At 58.9% G+C, this 15,066-nt stretch carries 17 protein-coding genes and 1 tRNA gene; 10 read left to right on the plus strand and 8 right to left on the minus strand.

Features of this window, described 5'->3' with window-relative positions; translation table 11 throughout:
- Nucleotides 1-12: 12 nt before the first annotated feature.
- The 3 genes from ACN2TU_RS02465 to ACN2TU_RS02475 form a co-directional block, all read right to left on the minus strand.
- Nucleotides 13-204 carry a 30S ribosomal protein S17e gene (locus tag ACN2TU_RS02465; RefSeq protein ID WP_435152667.1) on the minus strand — a complete coding sequence of 64 codons (192 nt, stop codon included), beginning with the start codon at nucleotides 202-204 and terminating at the stop codon, nucleotides 13-15.
- A 58-nt stretch (nucleotides 205-262) separates the two neighbouring features.
- Nucleotides 263-796 carry a peptide-methionine (S)-S-oxide reductase MsrA gene (gene msrA / locus ACN2TU_RS02470; protein ID WP_435152668.1) on the minus strand — a complete coding sequence of 178 codons (534 nt, stop codon included), beginning with the start codon at nucleotides 794-796 and terminating at the stop codon, nucleotides 263-265.
- A gap of 133 nt (nucleotides 797-929) precedes the next feature.
- Nucleotides 930-2,147 carry a polysaccharide deacetylase family protein gene (locus ACN2TU_RS02475; protein WP_435152670.1) on the minus strand — a complete coding sequence of 406 codons (1,218 nt, stop codon included), beginning with the start codon at nucleotides 2,145-2,147 and terminating at the stop codon, nucleotides 930-932.
- Between the two features lie 223 nt (nucleotides 2,148-2,370).
- Between ACN2TU_RS02475 and ACN2TU_RS02480 the strand changes: the two genes are divergently transcribed.
- Nucleotides 2,371-3,405 carry a transcription initiation factor IIB gene (locus ACN2TU_RS02480; protein ID WP_435152672.1) on the plus strand — a complete coding sequence of 345 codons (1,035 nt, stop codon included), beginning with the start codon at nucleotides 2,371-2,373 and terminating at the stop codon, nucleotides 3,403-3,405.
- Here ACN2TU_RS02480 and ACN2TU_RS02485 read toward each other — a convergent pair.
- Nucleotides 3,402-4,922: an Hvo_1808 family surface protein gene (locus ACN2TU_RS02485; RefSeq protein ID WP_435152674.1), complete on the minus strand. Its 1,521-nt coding sequence runs from the start codon at nucleotides 4,920-4,922 to the stop codon at nucleotides 3,402-3,404. The two genes, ACN2TU_RS02480 and ACN2TU_RS02485, sit on opposite strands and share 4 nt — an antisense overlap.
- 230 nt (nucleotides 4,923-5,152) lie before the next feature.
- Here ACN2TU_RS02485 and ACN2TU_RS02490 point away from each other — a divergent pair, with 230 nt between their 5' ends.
- Genes ACN2TU_RS02490 through ACN2TU_RS02510 form a run of 5 tightly spaced genes read left to right on the plus strand, consistent with a single transcriptional unit; the run spans nucleotide 5,153 to nucleotide 9,149 of the window.
- Entirely contained in the window at nucleotides 5,153-6,091 is a 939-nt protein-coding gene (locus ACN2TU_RS02490; protein ID WP_435152675.1) for a DUF4129 domain-containing protein, read from the plus strand.
- Nucleotides 6,088-6,657, plus strand: a complete 570-nt coding sequence (locus ACN2TU_RS02495; RefSeq protein WP_435152677.1) for a DUF7269 family protein — start codon at nucleotides 6,088-6,090, stop codon at nucleotides 6,655-6,657. Before ACN2TU_RS02490 ends, ACN2TU_RS02495 begins: the two co-directional genes overlap by 4 nt.
- Entirely contained in the window at nucleotides 6,654-7,925 is a 1,272-nt protein-coding gene (locus tag ACN2TU_RS02500; RefSeq protein WP_435152679.1) for a DUF58 domain-containing protein, read from the plus strand. The genes ACN2TU_RS02495 and ACN2TU_RS02500 overlap by 4 nt, the downstream gene beginning before the upstream one ends.
- Nucleotides 7,922-8,566 carry a DUF7519 family protein gene (locus ACN2TU_RS02505; RefSeq protein WP_435152680.1) on the plus strand — a complete coding sequence of 215 codons (645 nt, stop codon included), beginning with the start codon at nucleotides 7,922-7,924 and terminating at the stop codon, nucleotides 8,564-8,566. Before ACN2TU_RS02500 ends, ACN2TU_RS02505 begins: the two co-directional genes overlap by 4 nt.
- A gap of 55 nt (nucleotides 8,567-8,621) precedes the next feature.
- On the plus strand, nucleotides 8,622-9,149 hold the full coding sequence (locus ACN2TU_RS02510) for a GNAT family N-acetyltransferase (protein ID WP_435152682.1): 528 nt from the start codon (nucleotides 8,622-8,624) through the stop codon (nucleotides 9,147-9,149).
- 46 nt (nucleotides 9,150-9,195) lie between these two features.
- On the opposite strand, the gene ACN2TU_RS02515 is transcribed toward ACN2TU_RS02510, so the two are convergent.
- Complete coding sequence (locus ACN2TU_RS02515) at nucleotides 9,196-10,146, minus strand: AAA family ATPase (protein ID WP_435152684.1); 951 nt, start codon at nucleotides 10,144-10,146, stop codon at nucleotides 9,196-9,198.
- A gap of 102 nt (nucleotides 10,147-10,248) precedes the next feature.
- On the opposite strand from ACN2TU_RS02515, the gene ACN2TU_RS02520 reads away from it, so the two are divergent.
- Nucleotides 10,249-10,333: transfer RNA gene (locus ACN2TU_RS02520), tRNA-Ser, on the plus strand.
- Nucleotides 10,334-10,699: 366 nt separating this feature from the next.
- Here ACN2TU_RS02520 and ACN2TU_RS02525 read toward each other — a convergent pair.
- Entirely contained in the window at nucleotides 10,700-11,098 is a 399-nt protein-coding gene (locus ACN2TU_RS02525) for a hypothetical protein (RefSeq protein WP_435152686.1), read from the minus strand.
- Between the two features lie 162 nt (nucleotides 11,099-11,260).
- On the opposite strand from ACN2TU_RS02525, the gene ACN2TU_RS02530 reads away from it, so the two are divergent.
- Both ACN2TU_RS02530 and ACN2TU_RS02535 read left to right on the plus strand, forming a co-directional pair.
- Nucleotides 11,261-12,316, plus strand: a complete 1,056-nt coding sequence (locus tag ACN2TU_RS02530; protein ID WP_435152688.1) for a S66 family peptidase — start codon at nucleotides 11,261-11,263, stop codon at nucleotides 12,314-12,316.
- Between the two features lie 39 nt (nucleotides 12,317-12,355).
- Nucleotides 12,356-12,784, plus strand: coding sequence for a CopG family ribbon-helix-helix protein (locus ACN2TU_RS02535; RefSeq protein WP_435152690.1), 429 nt, complete (start codon nucleotides 12,356-12,358; stop codon nucleotides 12,782-12,784).
- A gap of 16 nt (nucleotides 12,785-12,800) precedes the next feature.
- Here the strand turns inward: ACN2TU_RS02535 and ACN2TU_RS02540 are convergent, their stop codons facing one another.
- A complete protein-coding gene (locus ACN2TU_RS02540; RefSeq protein WP_435152692.1) occupies nucleotides 12,801-13,055 on the minus strand; it encodes a DUF192 domain-containing protein in 255 nt (84 codons plus the stop codon).
- A gap of 153 nt (nucleotides 13,056-13,208) precedes the next feature.
- On the opposite strand from ACN2TU_RS02540, the gene ACN2TU_RS02545 reads away from it, so the two are divergent.
- The gene (locus ACN2TU_RS02545; RefSeq protein WP_435152693.1) at nucleotides 13,209-13,742 is read left to right on the plus strand and encodes a DUF7097 family protein; all 534 of its coding nucleotides are present in this window, start codon (nucleotides 13,209-13,211) and stop codon (nucleotides 13,740-13,742) included.
- A 30-nt stretch (nucleotides 13,743-13,772) separates the two neighbouring features.
- Here ACN2TU_RS02545 and ACN2TU_RS02550 read toward each other — a convergent pair whose 3' ends face one another.
- Nucleotides 13,773-14,999, minus strand: coding sequence for a cation:proton antiporter (locus ACN2TU_RS02550; RefSeq protein WP_435152695.1), 1,227 nt, complete (start codon nucleotides 14,997-14,999; stop codon nucleotides 13,773-13,775).
- Nucleotides 15,000-15,066: the final 67 nt, after the last annotated feature.

The following is a 15,066-nucleotide window of genomic DNA, read 5'->3' on the forward strand; positions in this document are numbered from 1 at the left end:
ATAAGTTTTGTCTTACTGTTGCCGTACTTTTCCTTCGTTTCGTGCGATATATCCCGCAACGCGATTTCGAACGTCTTTCGACGTAATGTTCGTCAGTTTCGAGACGCTCTCTTTGTTCTGGTCAAAGTCGTCGGTGAACGCCTCGGGATAGCGTTCCAACAACATGTCTCCCACCTTCTTCACGTAGGCTGGTCGAACTGGCATCGAGAGGAGCCTCAACGCCACAAAACAAAACGGTTCGGGGGAACCGCGCTTCGGTTAGCTACTGTTTCACTTTCTCGCTGAACTGCTCTCGTACTTTCTCGATTTTCGGCCCGGCGTTTATCGTGCAGTAGGCGTCGTTGGGGTTCTTTTCGAAGTAGTCCTGATGATACTCCTCGGCTTCGTAAAACGTCTCCAGCGGTTCGACTTCCGTGACGATCGGGTCGTCGTATGCCTCCGCCGCTTCGAGTTGGTCAATGAACGTTTCGACGATTTCCTTCTGTTCGTCGTCGTGGTAGTAGACCGCGGAGCGATACTGCGACCCAACGTCGGGACCCTGCCTGTTGAGCGTCGTCGGGTTGTGGATGGTGAAAAATACCTCCAGCAAGTCGTCGTAACTCACCGTCTCCGGGTCGTATTCGACCTGTATCACTTCCGTGTGGCCGGTTTCGCCGGAGCACACTGCCTCGTAGGTCGGGTTTTCGACCGAGCCACCGGCGTAGCCCGACGTAACCGATTCGACGCCGTCCAGTTCCTTGAACGCGGCCTCAGTACACCAGAAACAACCGCCACCGAGCGTCGCTTTCTCCGTCATGCATACTCATTGGCGTCGGAGATGTTAAGACTCACCGATGGCGGTCAGTTCTGTGACCTCTCACTACCGACAAAAACCGTACTGTGATCTCCGTTTGCGGTTTGAACGAAATGAACGGTGTCGAGTGTTATGATTACAACAAGTCGGAGGCGGTAATGACGTTCATGTTTTTCTTTTTGACATATTTCAACAGCGATTCGAAATCGCTTTCGCTGATGTCGTTTCCGACCTCGTGGAAGAGGGGTACCACGAGTTGACCGTAGTCGGCGGCATAGTCGATGAATTGTTTCGTCTCCTCGACGTTTTTGCCGTTTACCCGCGAGACGATGGCGTCCTCTCGTTCGAGCGGTATCGCGTTCGGACTGCCACCGAAACTGAACACCGTGTCGTAGTATTTTCGTGCGAGGTCGAAGGTCTCCGAGCCGACGACGTTTTTCGGGACGAGTAGGTGTCGTGCTCCGTCATCGAATCCATTGTCTTCGAGATAGTTTTGCGTTTTCTTCATCAGACGCTCCTGCTCGTCCGGCGAATAGTCGGAGAAGTAGTGGGCTTGGACGTTGGGATGGGCGGAAATGTCCCACCCGTCTCCGGCCATCGTCGCCAGTTGGTCTTCGCTCAGGCGGTCGTCGCGTCCGATGCTCTTCGGAATGACGCCCTCGACGCCAGCGAATCCGTACTCCTGCATCAGTTCGTAGGCACGGTAGTGGCTGATGTGGCTGTCGTCGAAGGTGAACATCACGGAGCCGGTGTTCGGTTGAGCAGCGGTTTTGAGGTCGTCAACGAGGAATTCGACCGGTTCCTTAGCGTTGACGTCTACCGGTCGGGCGACGATGTGGAGTTTCTTCACGTTCGAGAGGTCAACGTCATTAGCGACGCTCGTGACGCCGAAGTTGACCCGAACCCAGCGATTTTTCGGGCCGAGGAAGGTTCGCTTGAACGATATCGTATGGTCGCTGTCGGGTGCGTAGAGATCGATAGCAATTTTGAAAAAATCGTGGCTGGTGACTTTGACAGCCATCGAAAGGTTCGTCCCGCGCAGGTCTGCATCGGAGACGGATCGAATGAGGTGTCCCTCTTTCGTCTTTTGACTACCTACAACGTGAGCACACTGAGAACCTTGGTATGCGTCGGTCGACTTCGATAGTGACCCTTGTCGTTCGACTGCCTGCCAATAACTGAGGTCTTCGAAATCGTCAGCAACCGCTACTGGGGCACTCGATTTCCCTTTTTGTCGCGTTTTCCGTTCGGTATCGCTTTCCGGAAACAGTGCTTTCTCGGCCAGCGAGGAACATCCCGAAAGACCGAGCGCACCGACGGTGGCGACGAACGTTCGTCGCGTCTGTCGTCTCATCTCTATTGCTCTCGAAGAACGACTGGTATATTCTTATGAATAGTTTAATCTGAGACTCATTTGTTGCAATTGAATACGGATTCATTCGCTAGAATTTGCGGTGTGATACCAGTGCTTGCTTTTTCAAGCGAAACATTTATATACCTTTCGTACTAACCTGTAGTTAGTGAGTTCGCCCTCGGTTCCCATTTTTACCGGGGTCGATTCCCGCTTCATTCCCATCATGAGTACGAATATCAAAAATACCGACCAGCCCGTCGTAGCGAACACCGAGCGAGAACGCGAGGGTGAAGACGAACGCGAAAACACGGACGAGGCGGTTCGAGAAAACGTCTGTCCAGAATGTAGTGGCAACCTCGTCAGTGACGAGGAACACGCCGAAACCGTTTGTGCCGACTGCGGCCTCGTCGTCGAGACGGACGCGATAGACCGCGGCCCCGAGTGGCGAGCGTTCGACGCCAACGAACGAGATTCGAAATCACGCGTCGGCATGCCGACGACGAAGATGATGCACGACAAAGGCCTGTCGAGCAACATCGGTTGGCAGGACAGGGACGCCTTCGGGAGAACGCTGAGCCCCAACCAACGCGAGAAGATGCAGCGCCTGCGCACGTGGGACGAACGGTTCCGCACGCGAAACAGCAAAGAGCGTAATCTCAAGCAAGCGCTCGGCGAAATCGACCGGATGGCGAGCGCCCTCGGCCTCCCGGAGAACGTTCGGGAGATGGCCAGTGTCATCTACCGACGCGCGCTGAACGAAGACCTCCTGCCGGGTCGCTCCATCGAGGGCGTCGCAACTGCGAGCGTCTACGCCGCGGCGCGACAGGCGGGCGTCCCCCGAACCATGGACGAGGTGGCCACCGTCAGTCGAATCGACGAGATGGAGTTCAAACGCACCTACCGCTACATCATCCGCGAACTCAGTCTTGAAGTCAAACCGGCAGACCCGGAACAGTATCTGAACCGGTTCGAGAGTCAGTTCGACCTCGAAGCGGCGACGAACCGGCGCGCTCACGACCTCCTCAAGCTGGCGAAGGAGGCGGGCATCATCAGCGGTAAATCGCCTGTCGGCCTCGCCGCCGCGGCCCTGTACGCTGCCGCCCTCCTCGAGGGTGAAACGTTGACGCAGGACGCCGTGAGTGAAGTCGCTGACGTAAGTACGGTCACGATTCGCAACCGCTATCACGACCTGTTGGCCGTCGCGGGCGAAACTGACGTCCTTCCGACGAGCGTCGCCGCCGATGAAGCGTCGGCCTAATCGTGGATTGCAGGCCGAACGTCTCGTGAGTTGGAGCGACCGTCCTCGATGCCGGGCCGGATATCGCTCAAATCATCCCTCGTCGGGGCGTTCACTATCGTCACAGTTCGGCCGTCACGAACGATACGGAAGGCGTCGGCGAACTCTCCATTTTCGATGACCCACGTACCGGGAGCGACTCGTGTCGCGTTCTGGCCCCGGAGGAGGTCGCGATAGGCGCGCTGAAACTCGGTTGCGTCCTCGTTCGTCCGCCAGTTCGTTTCCCAGACGTAGCCGCGCTTGTCGCCCTTGTGGTACGGCCAGAGTCGGTCGTTCGCCCACCCCTCCGACGGGACGCTGGTGTAGTTGAACATGTCGAACTCGCCCGATTCCGGGTCTTCGAACGTCCGCCATCGAATTATCGGATTGTCGTAGACGCGACCCTGATACCAGAACATGGTGTAAATCCCGGTTTCGCCAACCGTTTCCGACCCATTCTCACCCTTTTTGCCGTAGAGTTTCCAGCCGTTTCGCGCTTGTTCCCCAAGTTGGAGCGTCGTTGGCTCCTCGTTCGCCTTGTTGGGGTCGATAACCTGCGCGGAAGATTTCGGTGGGTTACGGTACTTCCGTTCGACCGCTTCCCATCCCTCCGATTCGACGTTCGACGCGACGTAGGCGGGACCGTCGGCGTAGGGTTGAATCAGGCTAACTTGCATGCCAAGATTGAAATTCGGAAGTGACCCGCCACCGTACGGTGTTTTTGCTCGTGGTGGGCCGGGCATCTCGACACAGCTCCACTCGTTACCACACCGATTTTTGTATCGCTCCTCGACGTAGGACGCTTCTCCCTCGGTCAAGCCATCCCGCGCTCGCTGGCCGTCCATCGTTTTGGCTTCGAACTGTGAGGAGGCCAGACCGACGTGTTGGTCTTGCAGGGCGTGTGTGAGTTCGTGAATCAGCGTCGCGTTGTCGACGACGAGGTTCTCGTCGGAGATGACGAAAATCTCGTCTCTATCAGGGAGGTAGAATCCGGCGACGCGTCGCTGGAAGAGACGCGTCTGTTGGCGAGCGGCGTCCGGTTTTTCACCTGTCACGAACATCGCCTCCCAGATTTGATTCTCCCACGCGCGCTGGGATGGTGTGTACTGGCTCCGGGCTTGTGCGCGAACGAGCCGTTTGTACTGCGCTCGCGGCAATGATTCGACCTGCACCGGTCGTTTGAACTCCTGTTTCCGGATGAACTCGACGCGGGCCATCGCTCGGCCAACGTAGGCTTTCAACTCGGCGTCCGTCAAACCATCACTCTGATTTACCGCGATGCTCTCGTTGTGCCAGTGGCCGTTCTCCCAACCGATTACGTCCGACTGCGGATCAGCTTGCTGTCGGACGTTCGGGGAGGTATCCACGTTGCTACCGGTCAGCTTACCGACTGCTTCGACGCCTGCATCGCTCACATCGTCAGTTACGCCACCAGTCACCGCGAACACTGGTGCAGCACATACGAGCAGAACGACGAAAATCGTCCACAAACCTCGCATAGTTGTGACACGGACGCGCGGGTCATAACGGTTTGCCGTTCGTTACCACACGACAACGGTCGAATTTGGTCGCATTCTATCGAAGATTTCCCGCGACTGTCGGGGAGTGCGGTTGAGAGCGAATGTTTTCCGATATCGACCGGTGTGGCGAATAGAAACCAATTTCCAACAAATATGTCGTTCAGAAAGAAGACAGAAAGCCTAAGTTTTCAATCCCGCTACTCGGTACCGTGGATCTCGACACTGCTCGCCCCCTCGCAATCGCCCTCCTCTGTGTGCTCGCTATTGCCCTCGCCGCCGCGACGCTGAACTCCGCCGTAACGACCGACGGCGGGGGTGGAACCGGGTTTGGCATGGGTTCCGGCGGCGCTGGTATCGGCGAAACCGACCAGTCATCGAGAAACGGGTCGGTCGCTCTCGGCCCGCCCGTCCCGATACAACTGCCCTGTTATCCCGTCCTCGCGACGACACCCGCGATTCTCGCGATTATCGGCGGATTTCTCCTCCTCGTGGCGCTCGCGTACTGGCGAATCGGGCTGCTCGGTTCATTTGCCATCATCGGCCCGGTCGGCGTTCCGATACTGCTGTTGCACGCGATTCTCACCGCGTGTGTCGTCCCATCAGGGAACCAATCGAGTACCATTCTCCCCGGCAACAACCAGAGTAACTTTTCGCTCCCACCCGGTGGGTTCGGTGGCCCGGGCGACGGTGCAACGAGCGTGACGGCACCATCTGTCGTGTTGTTCGTCGTCCTTGGTATCGCTCTCGTCGGCGCACTCGCACTCCTCGTGAAGAGTTCCAGCGGGGACGACCCCGAGACAACGACAGTCGAGGAACCGTTCGAGGACGAGGATATCGCCGCCGTCGGACGCGCGGCGGGGGAAGCGGCGGATCGAATCGAATCGGACGCGAGCGTCGAAAACGAGGTGTACCGAGCCTGGCGAGAGATGACCCAGCATTTGGATGTTTCCGCTCCCGAATCGAGCACGCCGGGTGAGTTCGCCGTGGCCGCAGTAGACGCGGGAATCGCCTGCGACGACGTAACCGAATTGACGAACATCTTCGAGGAAGTGCGGTACGGTGGCGAGGACGCGACCGGTGAACGCGAACAACGGGCCGTAGACGCGCTCCGTCGAATCGAGCAAACCTACGCGGAGGATGACGAATGAAGGACAGGCCGCTGGTGACCGTCGTCGGAATTCTCGCAGTGGGATGGGGACTCGCGATCGTGTTCGCCCCCGAACTCGCAACCGTCTTCTCGACCGGGGCGATCTTCGTGAAGCTCATCGGGGTGCTGACGCTCGTCCAGGGATTGCGCGTCGTGCAGAGCAGACGACAGCGCGACCTTCTCCAGGCGGAAACCGGCGACCCGGAAACGAACGTGACGCTTCCGACGCCGGGAGCCGAGTTCGACGAGCGCCTCCGCATCGTTCACACGGGACGGCGAAAGGATCGGTTTCGAGCGCGAAAGCAGCTCAGAGGAACCCTCGAATCGTCGCTCATCGAAGCAATCGTCCAACGAGACGGCTGTTCGAAAGACGAGGCACGAACCCGGTTGGAAACCGGCAGTTGGACGGACGATGCGGAGGCTGCGGCGTTCCTCGGCGGGCCATCCGCGCCACGTCGGTCGTGGCGTGAGTGGTTCCGTCGGTCGCTCGGCGGCCAGACGACGTTTCAACTGCGGGCACGCCGTGCTGCAAACGCCGTCGCCGACTACGTGGAGGACAACCGATGACAGTTCGAGAGACGAATCGGTGGTACGGCGTAAGCGCGATCGCGCTTCTCGCCGCCGCGGTCGGAACCATCGTCGGCAGTCCGGTAACGCTCCTCGCAGGTGTTATCGGCGTCGCGTTCGCGGCGTACGCGCGAACTGCGACGCCTCCGGCGACGGAGTTCGAATTGACGCGGGTCGTCAGCGACCCCGGCCCACAACCCGGTGACAACGTGTTGGTCGAGGTGACGGTCGAAAATACGGGAGCGAAAACCGCCCCCGACCTGCGAGTCGTCGATGGCGTGCCCGAAAGTCTTCGTGTCGTTTCGGGGTCGCCTCGTCTCGGGACGGCGCTCCGCCCCGGGAAGAAAGCCGTGTTTGCCTACACGGTCGAAGCGGTTCGGGGCGAACACACCTTCGACCCGGCGCAAGTGTTGGCCCGCGATTTCAGCGGGGCGGTCGAACACGAGTTCGAACTCGCGGACGAGACGACGATTACCTGCATGCCGCAGCTCGAAACCACGGCGGAAGACGTTCCACTTCGCGAGCAGACGATTCGACACACTGGCCTGCTCGCAACCCGCGAGGGTGGTTCCGGCATCGAATTCTTCGCTACCCGCGAGTACAGATCCGGTGACCCGCTTTCGCGTATCGACTGGAATCGAAAAGCAAGAACCGGCGAACTGACGACGGTCGAGTTCCGGGAAGAACAAACCGCGACTGTCGTGCTGGTCGTGGACGTTCGCTCGAACGCCTACCTGTCTCACGACGCGGACGACCCCGGTGCGGTTGAACACGCGGTTCGTGCTACCGGCGATGCGTTCAGTGCGCTCCTCGACAACGGCGACCGAGTCGGAATCGCGGCGTTCGGGCCCGACGAACTATGGCTTTCGCCCGGCACCGGTGCGTACCACCGCGCGGAGGCGCGAGAACTGCTTTCAAATGCGAATGCGTTCTCACAGAACCCACCCGAGGGTACCTTCTATTCGACGCTGAAACTGCGGTGGCTCAGACGACGATTGCCAGCGGACGCACAGGTGGTATTTTTCTCCCCACTCTGTGATCCCTTTGCACCGGAGGTGGCGCGGCGGCTCGACGCGAGCGGGCATGCCGTGACCGTCATCAGTCCCGACTCGACCAACGACACGACAACCGGACAGCGACTCGCGTGGGCGGAACGCCAGCAACGAATGCAGTCGCTTCGGTCGGCCGGTATCCGCGTCGTCGATTGGAACACCGACGATTCGCTCGGCGTGACGCTGGTACGGGCGAACCGGAGGTGGCGTCGATGAGCGAGATGGAGACGAGCGTGGAGCGGGCGACGAAAACGAACGAGAACGAGACGAGAAAACCGGGGCCAACCGTGACGAAGACGAGCAAGCAAGAAACGGATGAACATGCCGAGATGGATTCCACGGACGAAACGACGCGACCGACGAGCGAAATCGACCGGTCGCCTGCACGAACGAGCCAGTTGCTCGCAACCATTGCCGCGTCCGTCGCTCTCGGGTCGAGTGCCTTTTTAGGAAGTGTCGGGGTGACTGGCGGCGTCCTTGGCCTCGTGCTGGTCGCACTCGGTGTCGTCCGCGGGTCGCGTAAAATCGTTACGACCGGGAGTTTCGCCCTCCTCGTCGGTGTGCTTGCTGGTGGGTTGGGAACGGCTCCGCCCGAACTCCTGATTCCCGGCACGATAGCGACCGTGCTGGCGTGGGACTTCGGCGAACAGGCCATCAACGTCGGCGAGCAGTTGGGCCGGGAGGCGGACACCCAAACCCTCGAACTGATGCACGCCGCGGCGAGCACCGTGGTCGCCATCTCGGCGGGCGGCGTCGGCTACGGAATTTACTTGCTCGGCAGCGGCGGGCAACCGATGACCGCGCTGGTGTTCCTGTTGATTGCGGCGCTGGCGCTTACCTCGGCACTGCGGGCATAGCTGTTGTCTGTGAGATTGCAGAAAACATTTCACACCCGCCACCAACTCTGGATTCATGCCGGGGGCATCCATCCAGAGTGGTGAGCGAGTCACGCTTCGGACGGTCGAACGGGAGGATGTACCGTTCGTCCAGCGCTCGTTGACGAACCCCGAACTCCGGTATCCGATAGGCAACCCGGTCATGAGTCGGAAACGACTCGAAGAACACGTCGAAGACGAGGACTCCGACCATTTTCTTGTTTGTCTCGACGGGTCGGAGGCAGAATCAAACCAACCGGACGTGACCATCACCGATTTCGACTGGAAACGGCCCGAACTCGGCTATTGGCTCGTCCCGGAGGTACACGGCCAAGGGTATGGCACGGAGGCCGTTTCCATAGTTATCGACTACGCCTTTCGGACGTACGATACCCCAGCTATCGGTGCGGAAGCCTTCGATTTCAACGACGCTTCCCGTGGCTTACTGGAGTCGCTCGGGTTCGCCGAGGAGGGACGCCGCCGCAAATACATGTTCATCGACGGCGAACACCGCGATATGATTCAGTACGGACTCCTCCGCGAAGAATGGGTTGAGCGAGAATAAGGGAACGCACTGCGACCTGTTGCTCATTCGGACGCGCGGTTTCGTGTTATTCCACCGTCGGCACCGGCACGCTGTCCAACACCGACTCGATGATTTCGTCCTTTCGCACGTTGTTCACCTTGGCGTCCGGGGTGAGGACGACACGGTGAGCGAGGACTGGGTACGCAACTCGCTTCACGTCGTCGGGCGTGACGAACTCTCGGCCTTGCATGGCGGCGCGGGCGCGGGTGGCCTCGAACAGGCGCTGGGTACCACGGGGCGAGACGCCGACTTCGACCCGGCGGTCTTCGCGGGTTTCGCGGGCGATGGCGGCCATGTACTCAATGAGGTCTTCTTCCACGTGCACCGTCTCGGGGACGGACTGGAGGTCACTGACGAGTTGATTGTCGAGTACGGTTTCGACGCTCGGACTCTGGCTGTGGCGATTAGCACGCCTGCGCAGGAGTTCGATTTCGCCGTCCAACTCGGGGTAGCCAAGGCTCGTTTTGACGGCGAATCGATCGACTTGTGCCTCGGGAAGCGGGAAGGTACCTTCCTGCTCGACGGGGTTCTGCGTGGCGATGACGAAGAACGGTTTCGGGAGTTCGCGCGTGTCGCCATCGACGGTCACTTGTCGCTCCTCCATCGCTTCGAGGAGCGCTGCCTGCGTCTTCGGCGGTGCGCGGTTGATTTCGTCCGCGAGAACGACGTTGGCGAAGATGGGGCCTTCGTTGAACTCGAACTGGCGGTCTTGTTCGTTGAAGACGTGCGTCCCCGTCACGTCCGCCGGGAGGAGGTCGGGCGTGAACTGCACACGGCTAAAGGAGAGGCCGAGCGCGGAAGCAAAACTCCGGGCGGTGAGGGTCTTTCCGGTTCCGGGTACGTCCTCGAGGAGGACGTGACCCTGTGCCATCACGCCGAGGAGAACCGTTTCGAGGAACTCGCGGTCGGCGATGACGGCGGTTCCGATCGCGTCGAGGACGGAATCGCTTTTCGCGTTCGCATGTGTAACGTCCATGAAATATCACGCGACGGCCAGTGATTTTAATGTGATGGTCAGTAGGGTTTGGGTTCGATAAATCGAAACCCATAAAGGCAACAGCGCGGTACTGTGAGATGAGCCGAGATAGCCTAGCCCGGCCAAGGCGGCAGATTCGAAATCTGCTGTCCTCACGGACACGGGAGTTCAAATCTCCCTCTCGGCGTTTTTCCAAACTCAATACGATCAGTCGAGACTTTACGAACGAAGGTGAGCAAATGTTGAGACACGTCACTGTGTTTGGAAACGTGCTCGAGAAAATTTGAATGACGGAAGCGGCAGTCTTGCCGAAGGCAAGGAAGCGTCTTCAGGTGGTTCAAATCCCCATCCCGACGCGCCAAAATTTTGCGAGTGAATGCGAGGAAACGATTACCGTAACAAGCGCCCATCGACGCTCCTAATCTGTAGGATACTGGATAAATAACGACTCCAAACGCCGCAACCGTACCTCCTCCCCAACCTCCTCGCTCATTGCATTCGCTCGTCCCTCGCGCGTTTCTCGCACGACAGAGACGGAAAAACAACCCAGATTTTAGAACAACAACAAGAAGTTATGCACGCCGAGGAAGCCGTACCATGCGCCCGCAGCGAGATAAGTCGTGGTTCGGAATGCGGCGGGATAGCCGTCCGGTGTCCAGTCGTCGGGGAGGAATCGTTTGATGACGAGCCCGCTTTCCGCGAGAATCGCCACGCCGACGACGGCGAGGATGAGCGTAATGAGCGACCCGCCGACCCGTCCGAAGGATTCCATCAGCGTTCTGGTGAGCCAGACCGACTCGAAGACGTCATTTCGGAGGTGAAGAACCGTGACGGTGCTCACGGCGTCGAGCGTCTTCCCAGCGATGAGTACCGCCAACAGCCACGCTCGCTTCGGGGCGAGCGTGGACCACTGCTCGGCGGACTCGTAGCCTCCCACGGAACGGTTTGACATGGATTCACTAACGGCCGACCCCGACTTTGTTATGGCACGGTTAAGCGCGAAATAGGCATGCACTGTCGGCTGTATTGTGGGTTAACAGCTAGTTAGGACGGGTAGACGGTAATCGAAGAGGCTGGGGAAAGCTACTTGTCGGATTCAGATAAACTGTCACGAATGAGTGATTTCGTCGTTCCGCCAGCGCTCGAATCGGGTGACAACGTCGCCATCGTCGCCCCCGGAACCAGTCTCGCAGACCTGTTTCCGCACGTCTACGAACTGGGCCTCGAGCGTCTCGAATCGGAGTTCAGACTAAACCCCATCGAATATCCGACCGCGACGAAGTCCCCTGAATGGCTATACAACCATCCCGAAGCGCGGGCAAAGGACGTAATGGACGCGTTTTCTGACCCTGAAATTTCGGGAGTCATCACTGTCCTCGGTGGGGCCGACCAAGTTCGCATCCTTCCGCATCTCGATTCCAACGTTCTCCGTGAGAATCCGACACGATTTTTCGGAATCAGTGACAACACCAACCTCCTGACCGTGCTCTGGAACGAGGGCGTCGTCTCCTTCTACGGCGGCACCCTCTTCACCGATTTCGCCATGCAGGGGTCGATGCACGACTACACAGTCGAATATCTGGAGCGTGCGATGTTCGAGGATTCGTTCGGGGAGGTCCGCCCCGCCGAGCAGTTCACCGACGAGGATTTGGAGTGGGACGACCCGGACAATCTCGACAAACAGCGCGAGATGGAACCCAGCTCGGGATGGCAGTGGCGCGGCGGTGACCAACGAGTCACGGGCCGAACGTGGGGCGGCAGTCTGGAAGTCGTTGACCTCCAGTTGTCGGTCGGCCGCTACCTTCCTGAGCCCGAGAACCTCGACGGGGGAGTCCTACTCCTCGAAACCTCCGAGGAACTGCCGAGCGAGTCCGACGTACGATGGATACTGATGGGAATGGGCGAGCGTGGCTTGCTTTCACGGTTTTCAGCGGTGCTCGTCGGACGGGCAAAAGCGCGGTCGCGCGAAGTTCCACGACCGCCCGAGGAACGAGCGGCATACCGCGAGCGCCAGCGTGACGCGATTGCCGACCTCGTGTCGGAGTACAACCCCGACGCGCCGGTCGTCTTCGACCTCGATTTCGGCCACACTGCGCCCGTCGTCCCGATTCCGGTCGGGGGAACGGTGACGGTTGACCCCGCGAACGAGCGAATCGAGTTCGAATACTGATAACAAGATTCTAATAGCGGTTCGGGTCTCAGTTAATACATGACCGTCGTAAGCGTCTCCATGCCGGACGAACTCCTCAAGCGAATCGACCAGTTTGCCGATGAACACGGCTACACCGGCCGAAGCGAGGTCGTCCGCGAGGCTAGTCGAAACCTCCTCGGCGAATTCGAAGACCGCCGACTCGAAGACCGCAAACTCATGGGCGTCGTCACGGTGATGTTCGATTACGAGACGACGAGCGTCGAAGAGCGAATGATGCAACTGCGCCACGAACACGAAGGGCTCGTCGCGTCGAACTTTCACAACCACGTCGGCGACCACTACTGCATGGAACTGTTCGTCCTCGAAGGCGAACTCGAAGAGATTTCTACCTTCGTCGGGAAAATTCGGGCGACACAGGACACACTCACCGTCGATTACTCCGTGACACCTGTCGATGGGTTCACGCCATTCTCCGATTCGAGCTAATCGAGGGTCGAACGAGTTACTCCACCAAGCGAACCGAATCGCCGATTTTTACGTTCGATGCAGTTCCCGCCGGAAGTTTGAACAGGGTATCGGCTCGTGCTTTTGCCAACCCAGTCCACGCCGACAGTCGTTTCACTTGCTGGACTTCTCCGTTGCGTGTCCAAATCACGTCGAGCGGGAACGGGACGAACACCATGTGTACGTCCCGCGAGGCGACATCGTCGAACCGAAATGCGAGGACGTAATCCTCCGGAATCGACCGCCGGAACATCAGCCCACGGGCTTGTGAGAGAAACGATCGGCCGTTTCGACGTTTCGTGCCAGCGTTTGCGATGGTTCATCGGATTCGTGTACAACGCGCACGCTCCACTCTCCTCAGGAGGGAGACAAAACTTTTGTGCGAGGGAAGCGCCACGATTCAACCATGGAGAAAACCCCGTCGGGAACCGCCGTGGGCGTGGACGACCCCTACGACCACGCCGGACTCTGCGACCACCTGACCGACGAGGGACGGTGTCGATACGCCTTCGAGTATCCACAGCACGACCCCGAATTTGCAGCGGAGCGCCGGGAGGAGGAGTTCGTCTGCCCAGTAGCGAACCCGGACGGTGATTGGAACTGGGATGACTGCCCGCATTTCCGCTGCCGAAATCGAAAGCGCCAGTGTATCCGATGCGGCCTCGAAGAGCGCCGAATGGCCCATTCCGACGAGCGACCGTTGCTCGAAGAACACCACCTTTCGTACGCGAGTGACGGCGAAACTCTCAGCCACGAGATTACGGTCTATCTCTGTCGATGGTGCCACGCGAAGGTGCATAAATCGTGGGCACGAATCGACGACGACGTGAATCCCGACCCGGAAGCCCTCGCGGAGGCCGAAGGTCGCCGGAGCAAGGAACAGGTCGAAACCGCATTCGAGACCGCGGCAAATCGATACGACGACGATTCGACGGAGTAGCCGTTTCGCTCGACTACTGTGGCAGCTCGTTCACCCGCTCGTATCTGACTGTTTTCCACCCGTCTCGGACTGTCCTGACCCCTTCGATTTTTTCGCTTCTGCGCGGTTGACCGCCCGCTTCAACAGCGATGGCGTCAGGAGCACCGAAATGACGAAGACGACCAGATAGGCGACGAAAATCCGATTGCCGACGATTCCTTGGGAGACACCGAGCGCGACGATGGCGATACCGGACTCGGAACGCGGGAGCAATGCGAAGCCGAAAATCAGGGAGTGTTCTCGGGGGCCTCCAGCGAGGAGGTTTCCAACGTATCCCGCGATGAAGTTCGAGAGGAGGCCGAGGACGGCGAACACGATAATGAACGTATTGAGCGTCAAATCACCGAGGTTCATCCGCGCCCCGATTGCGACGAAGTAGAGCGGGATGAACACCCCGTAGGCAATGCCGTAGATGTTCGACTGGAGGCTTTTCCCTTCGAGTCGCTTGTTCGTCGAGACGATGAGTCCGACAGCGAGCGCACCGATGAAATACGAGAGGTTCACCGCGTCGGAGACGTAGCCGAACACGAAGAGCAGTCCGAGAATGCCGATGAAATCTGCCTTGTCGACTTCGGACTTCGCAAGGAGATCTGCGATCGGATCCAGCAGGAATTTGTAGAAGATACCCAATCCGACGAAAAAGAGTGCAGCCAGTCCGAGCGCTGAGATGGTCGCAGTCGCCCCGCCACTGACGAAGAACAACGGGAGAATCGAGATTCCGAGGAGGCCGATGATGTCGTCTACCGCCGATGCGCCGAGAATCCAACGACCGTACTGCGTGTTGAGTTTGTCGAGCGAAAGGAGAGTGCGAACGACGATGGAAACGGAGGTTACCGAAAGGATGAGGCCGAGATATAGGCTCGATTCGAGTCTAAATCCGAACCCGGTTCCGAGACCGTACCCGACGATGAATGGGATTATCACGCCAGAAAGTCCGATTATCAACACCGGTCGCAACGCTGCGAGCAGTTGGTCTAAACTGATCTGTTGGTATCCCGCGTCGAAGAACAACAGCAGTCCGCCGATGGTCGCGATGAGAATGAAGGGATTGTTCTGATTCGTGTTGCTGATGAGCATCAGAACGGAGGGTCCGAGCACGATTCCTGCTACGATTTCGCCGAGGAATCCCGGTTCACCGAGTCGTTCGAACCCCTCACTCAGAATCAGCGCGAGCAACAGGCTCGCCCCGATGACGAGGAACAGTTCGAGCGAGGACATCTACGACGCCCTCACAATGAATCTTCCGCCACGCTCGGATCTCATGTGACGGAAATGGTCGTCGACT

The organism is Haladaptatus marinus (genome assembly GCF_051194195.1).

Bases quoted from the DNA above. Each gene is read 5' to 3' on its own strand.
- ACN2TU_RS02530 (WP_435152688.1), top strand. From the start codon at position 11,261: ATGAGTGATTTCGTCGTTCCGCCAGCGCTCGAATCGGGTGACAACGTC.
- ACN2TU_RS02550 (WP_435152695.1), bottom strand. From the start codon at position 14,999: ATGTCCTCGCTCGAACTGTTCCTCGTCATCGGGGCGAGCCTGTTGCTC.
- ACN2TU_RS02545 (WP_435152693.1), top strand. From the start codon at position 13,209: ATGGAGAAAACCCCGTCGGGAACCGCCGTGGGCGTGGACGACCCCTAC.
- ACN2TU_RS02475 (WP_435152670.1), bottom strand. From the start codon at position 2,147: ATGAGACGACAGACGCGACGAACGTTCGTCGCCACCGTCGGTGCGCTC.
- ACN2TU_RS02505 (WP_435152680.1), top strand. From the start codon at position 7,922: ATGAGCGAGATGGAGACGAGCGTGGAGCGGGCGACGAAAACGAACGAG.
- ACN2TU_RS02515 (WP_435152684.1), bottom strand. From the start codon at position 10,146: ATGGACGTTACACATGCGAACGCGAAAAGCGATTCCGTCCTCGACGCG.
- ACN2TU_RS02510 (WP_435152682.1), top strand. From the start codon at position 8,622: ATGCCGGGGGCATCCATCCAGAGTGGTGAGCGAGTCACGCTTCGGACG.
- ACN2TU_RS02525 (WP_435152686.1), bottom strand. From the start codon at position 11,098: ATGTCAAACCGTTCCGTGGGAGGCTACGAGTCCGCCGAGCAGTGGTCC.
- ACN2TU_RS02480 (WP_435152672.1), top strand. From the start codon at position 2,371: ATGAGTACGAATATCAAAAATACCGACCAGCCCGTCGTAGCGAACACC.
- msrA (WP_435152668.1), bottom strand. From the start codon at position 796: ATGACGGAGAAAGCGACGCTCGGTGGCGGTTGTTTCTGGTGTACTGAG.
- ACN2TU_RS02495 (WP_435152677.1), top strand. From the start codon at position 6,088: ATGAAGGACAGGCCGCTGGTGACCGTCGTCGGAATTCTCGCAGTGGGA.
- ACN2TU_RS02485 (WP_435152674.1), bottom strand. From the start codon at position 4,922: ATGCGAGGTTTGTGGACGATTTTCGTCGTTCTGCTCGTATGTGCTGCA.
- ACN2TU_RS02465 (WP_435152667.1), bottom strand. From the start codon at position 204: ATGCCAGTTCGACCAGCCTACGTGAAGAAGGTGGGAGACATGTTGTTG.
- ACN2TU_RS02540 (WP_435152692.1), bottom strand. From the start codon at position 13,055: ATGTTCCGGCGGTCGATTCCGGAGGATTACGTCCTCGCATTTCGGTTC.
- ACN2TU_RS02500 (WP_435152679.1), top strand. From the start codon at position 6,654: ATGACAGTTCGAGAGACGAATCGGTGGTACGGCGTAAGCGCGATCGCG.
- ACN2TU_RS02535 (WP_435152690.1), top strand. From the start codon at position 12,356: ATGACCGTCGTAAGCGTCTCCATGCCGGACGAACTCCTCAAGCGAATC.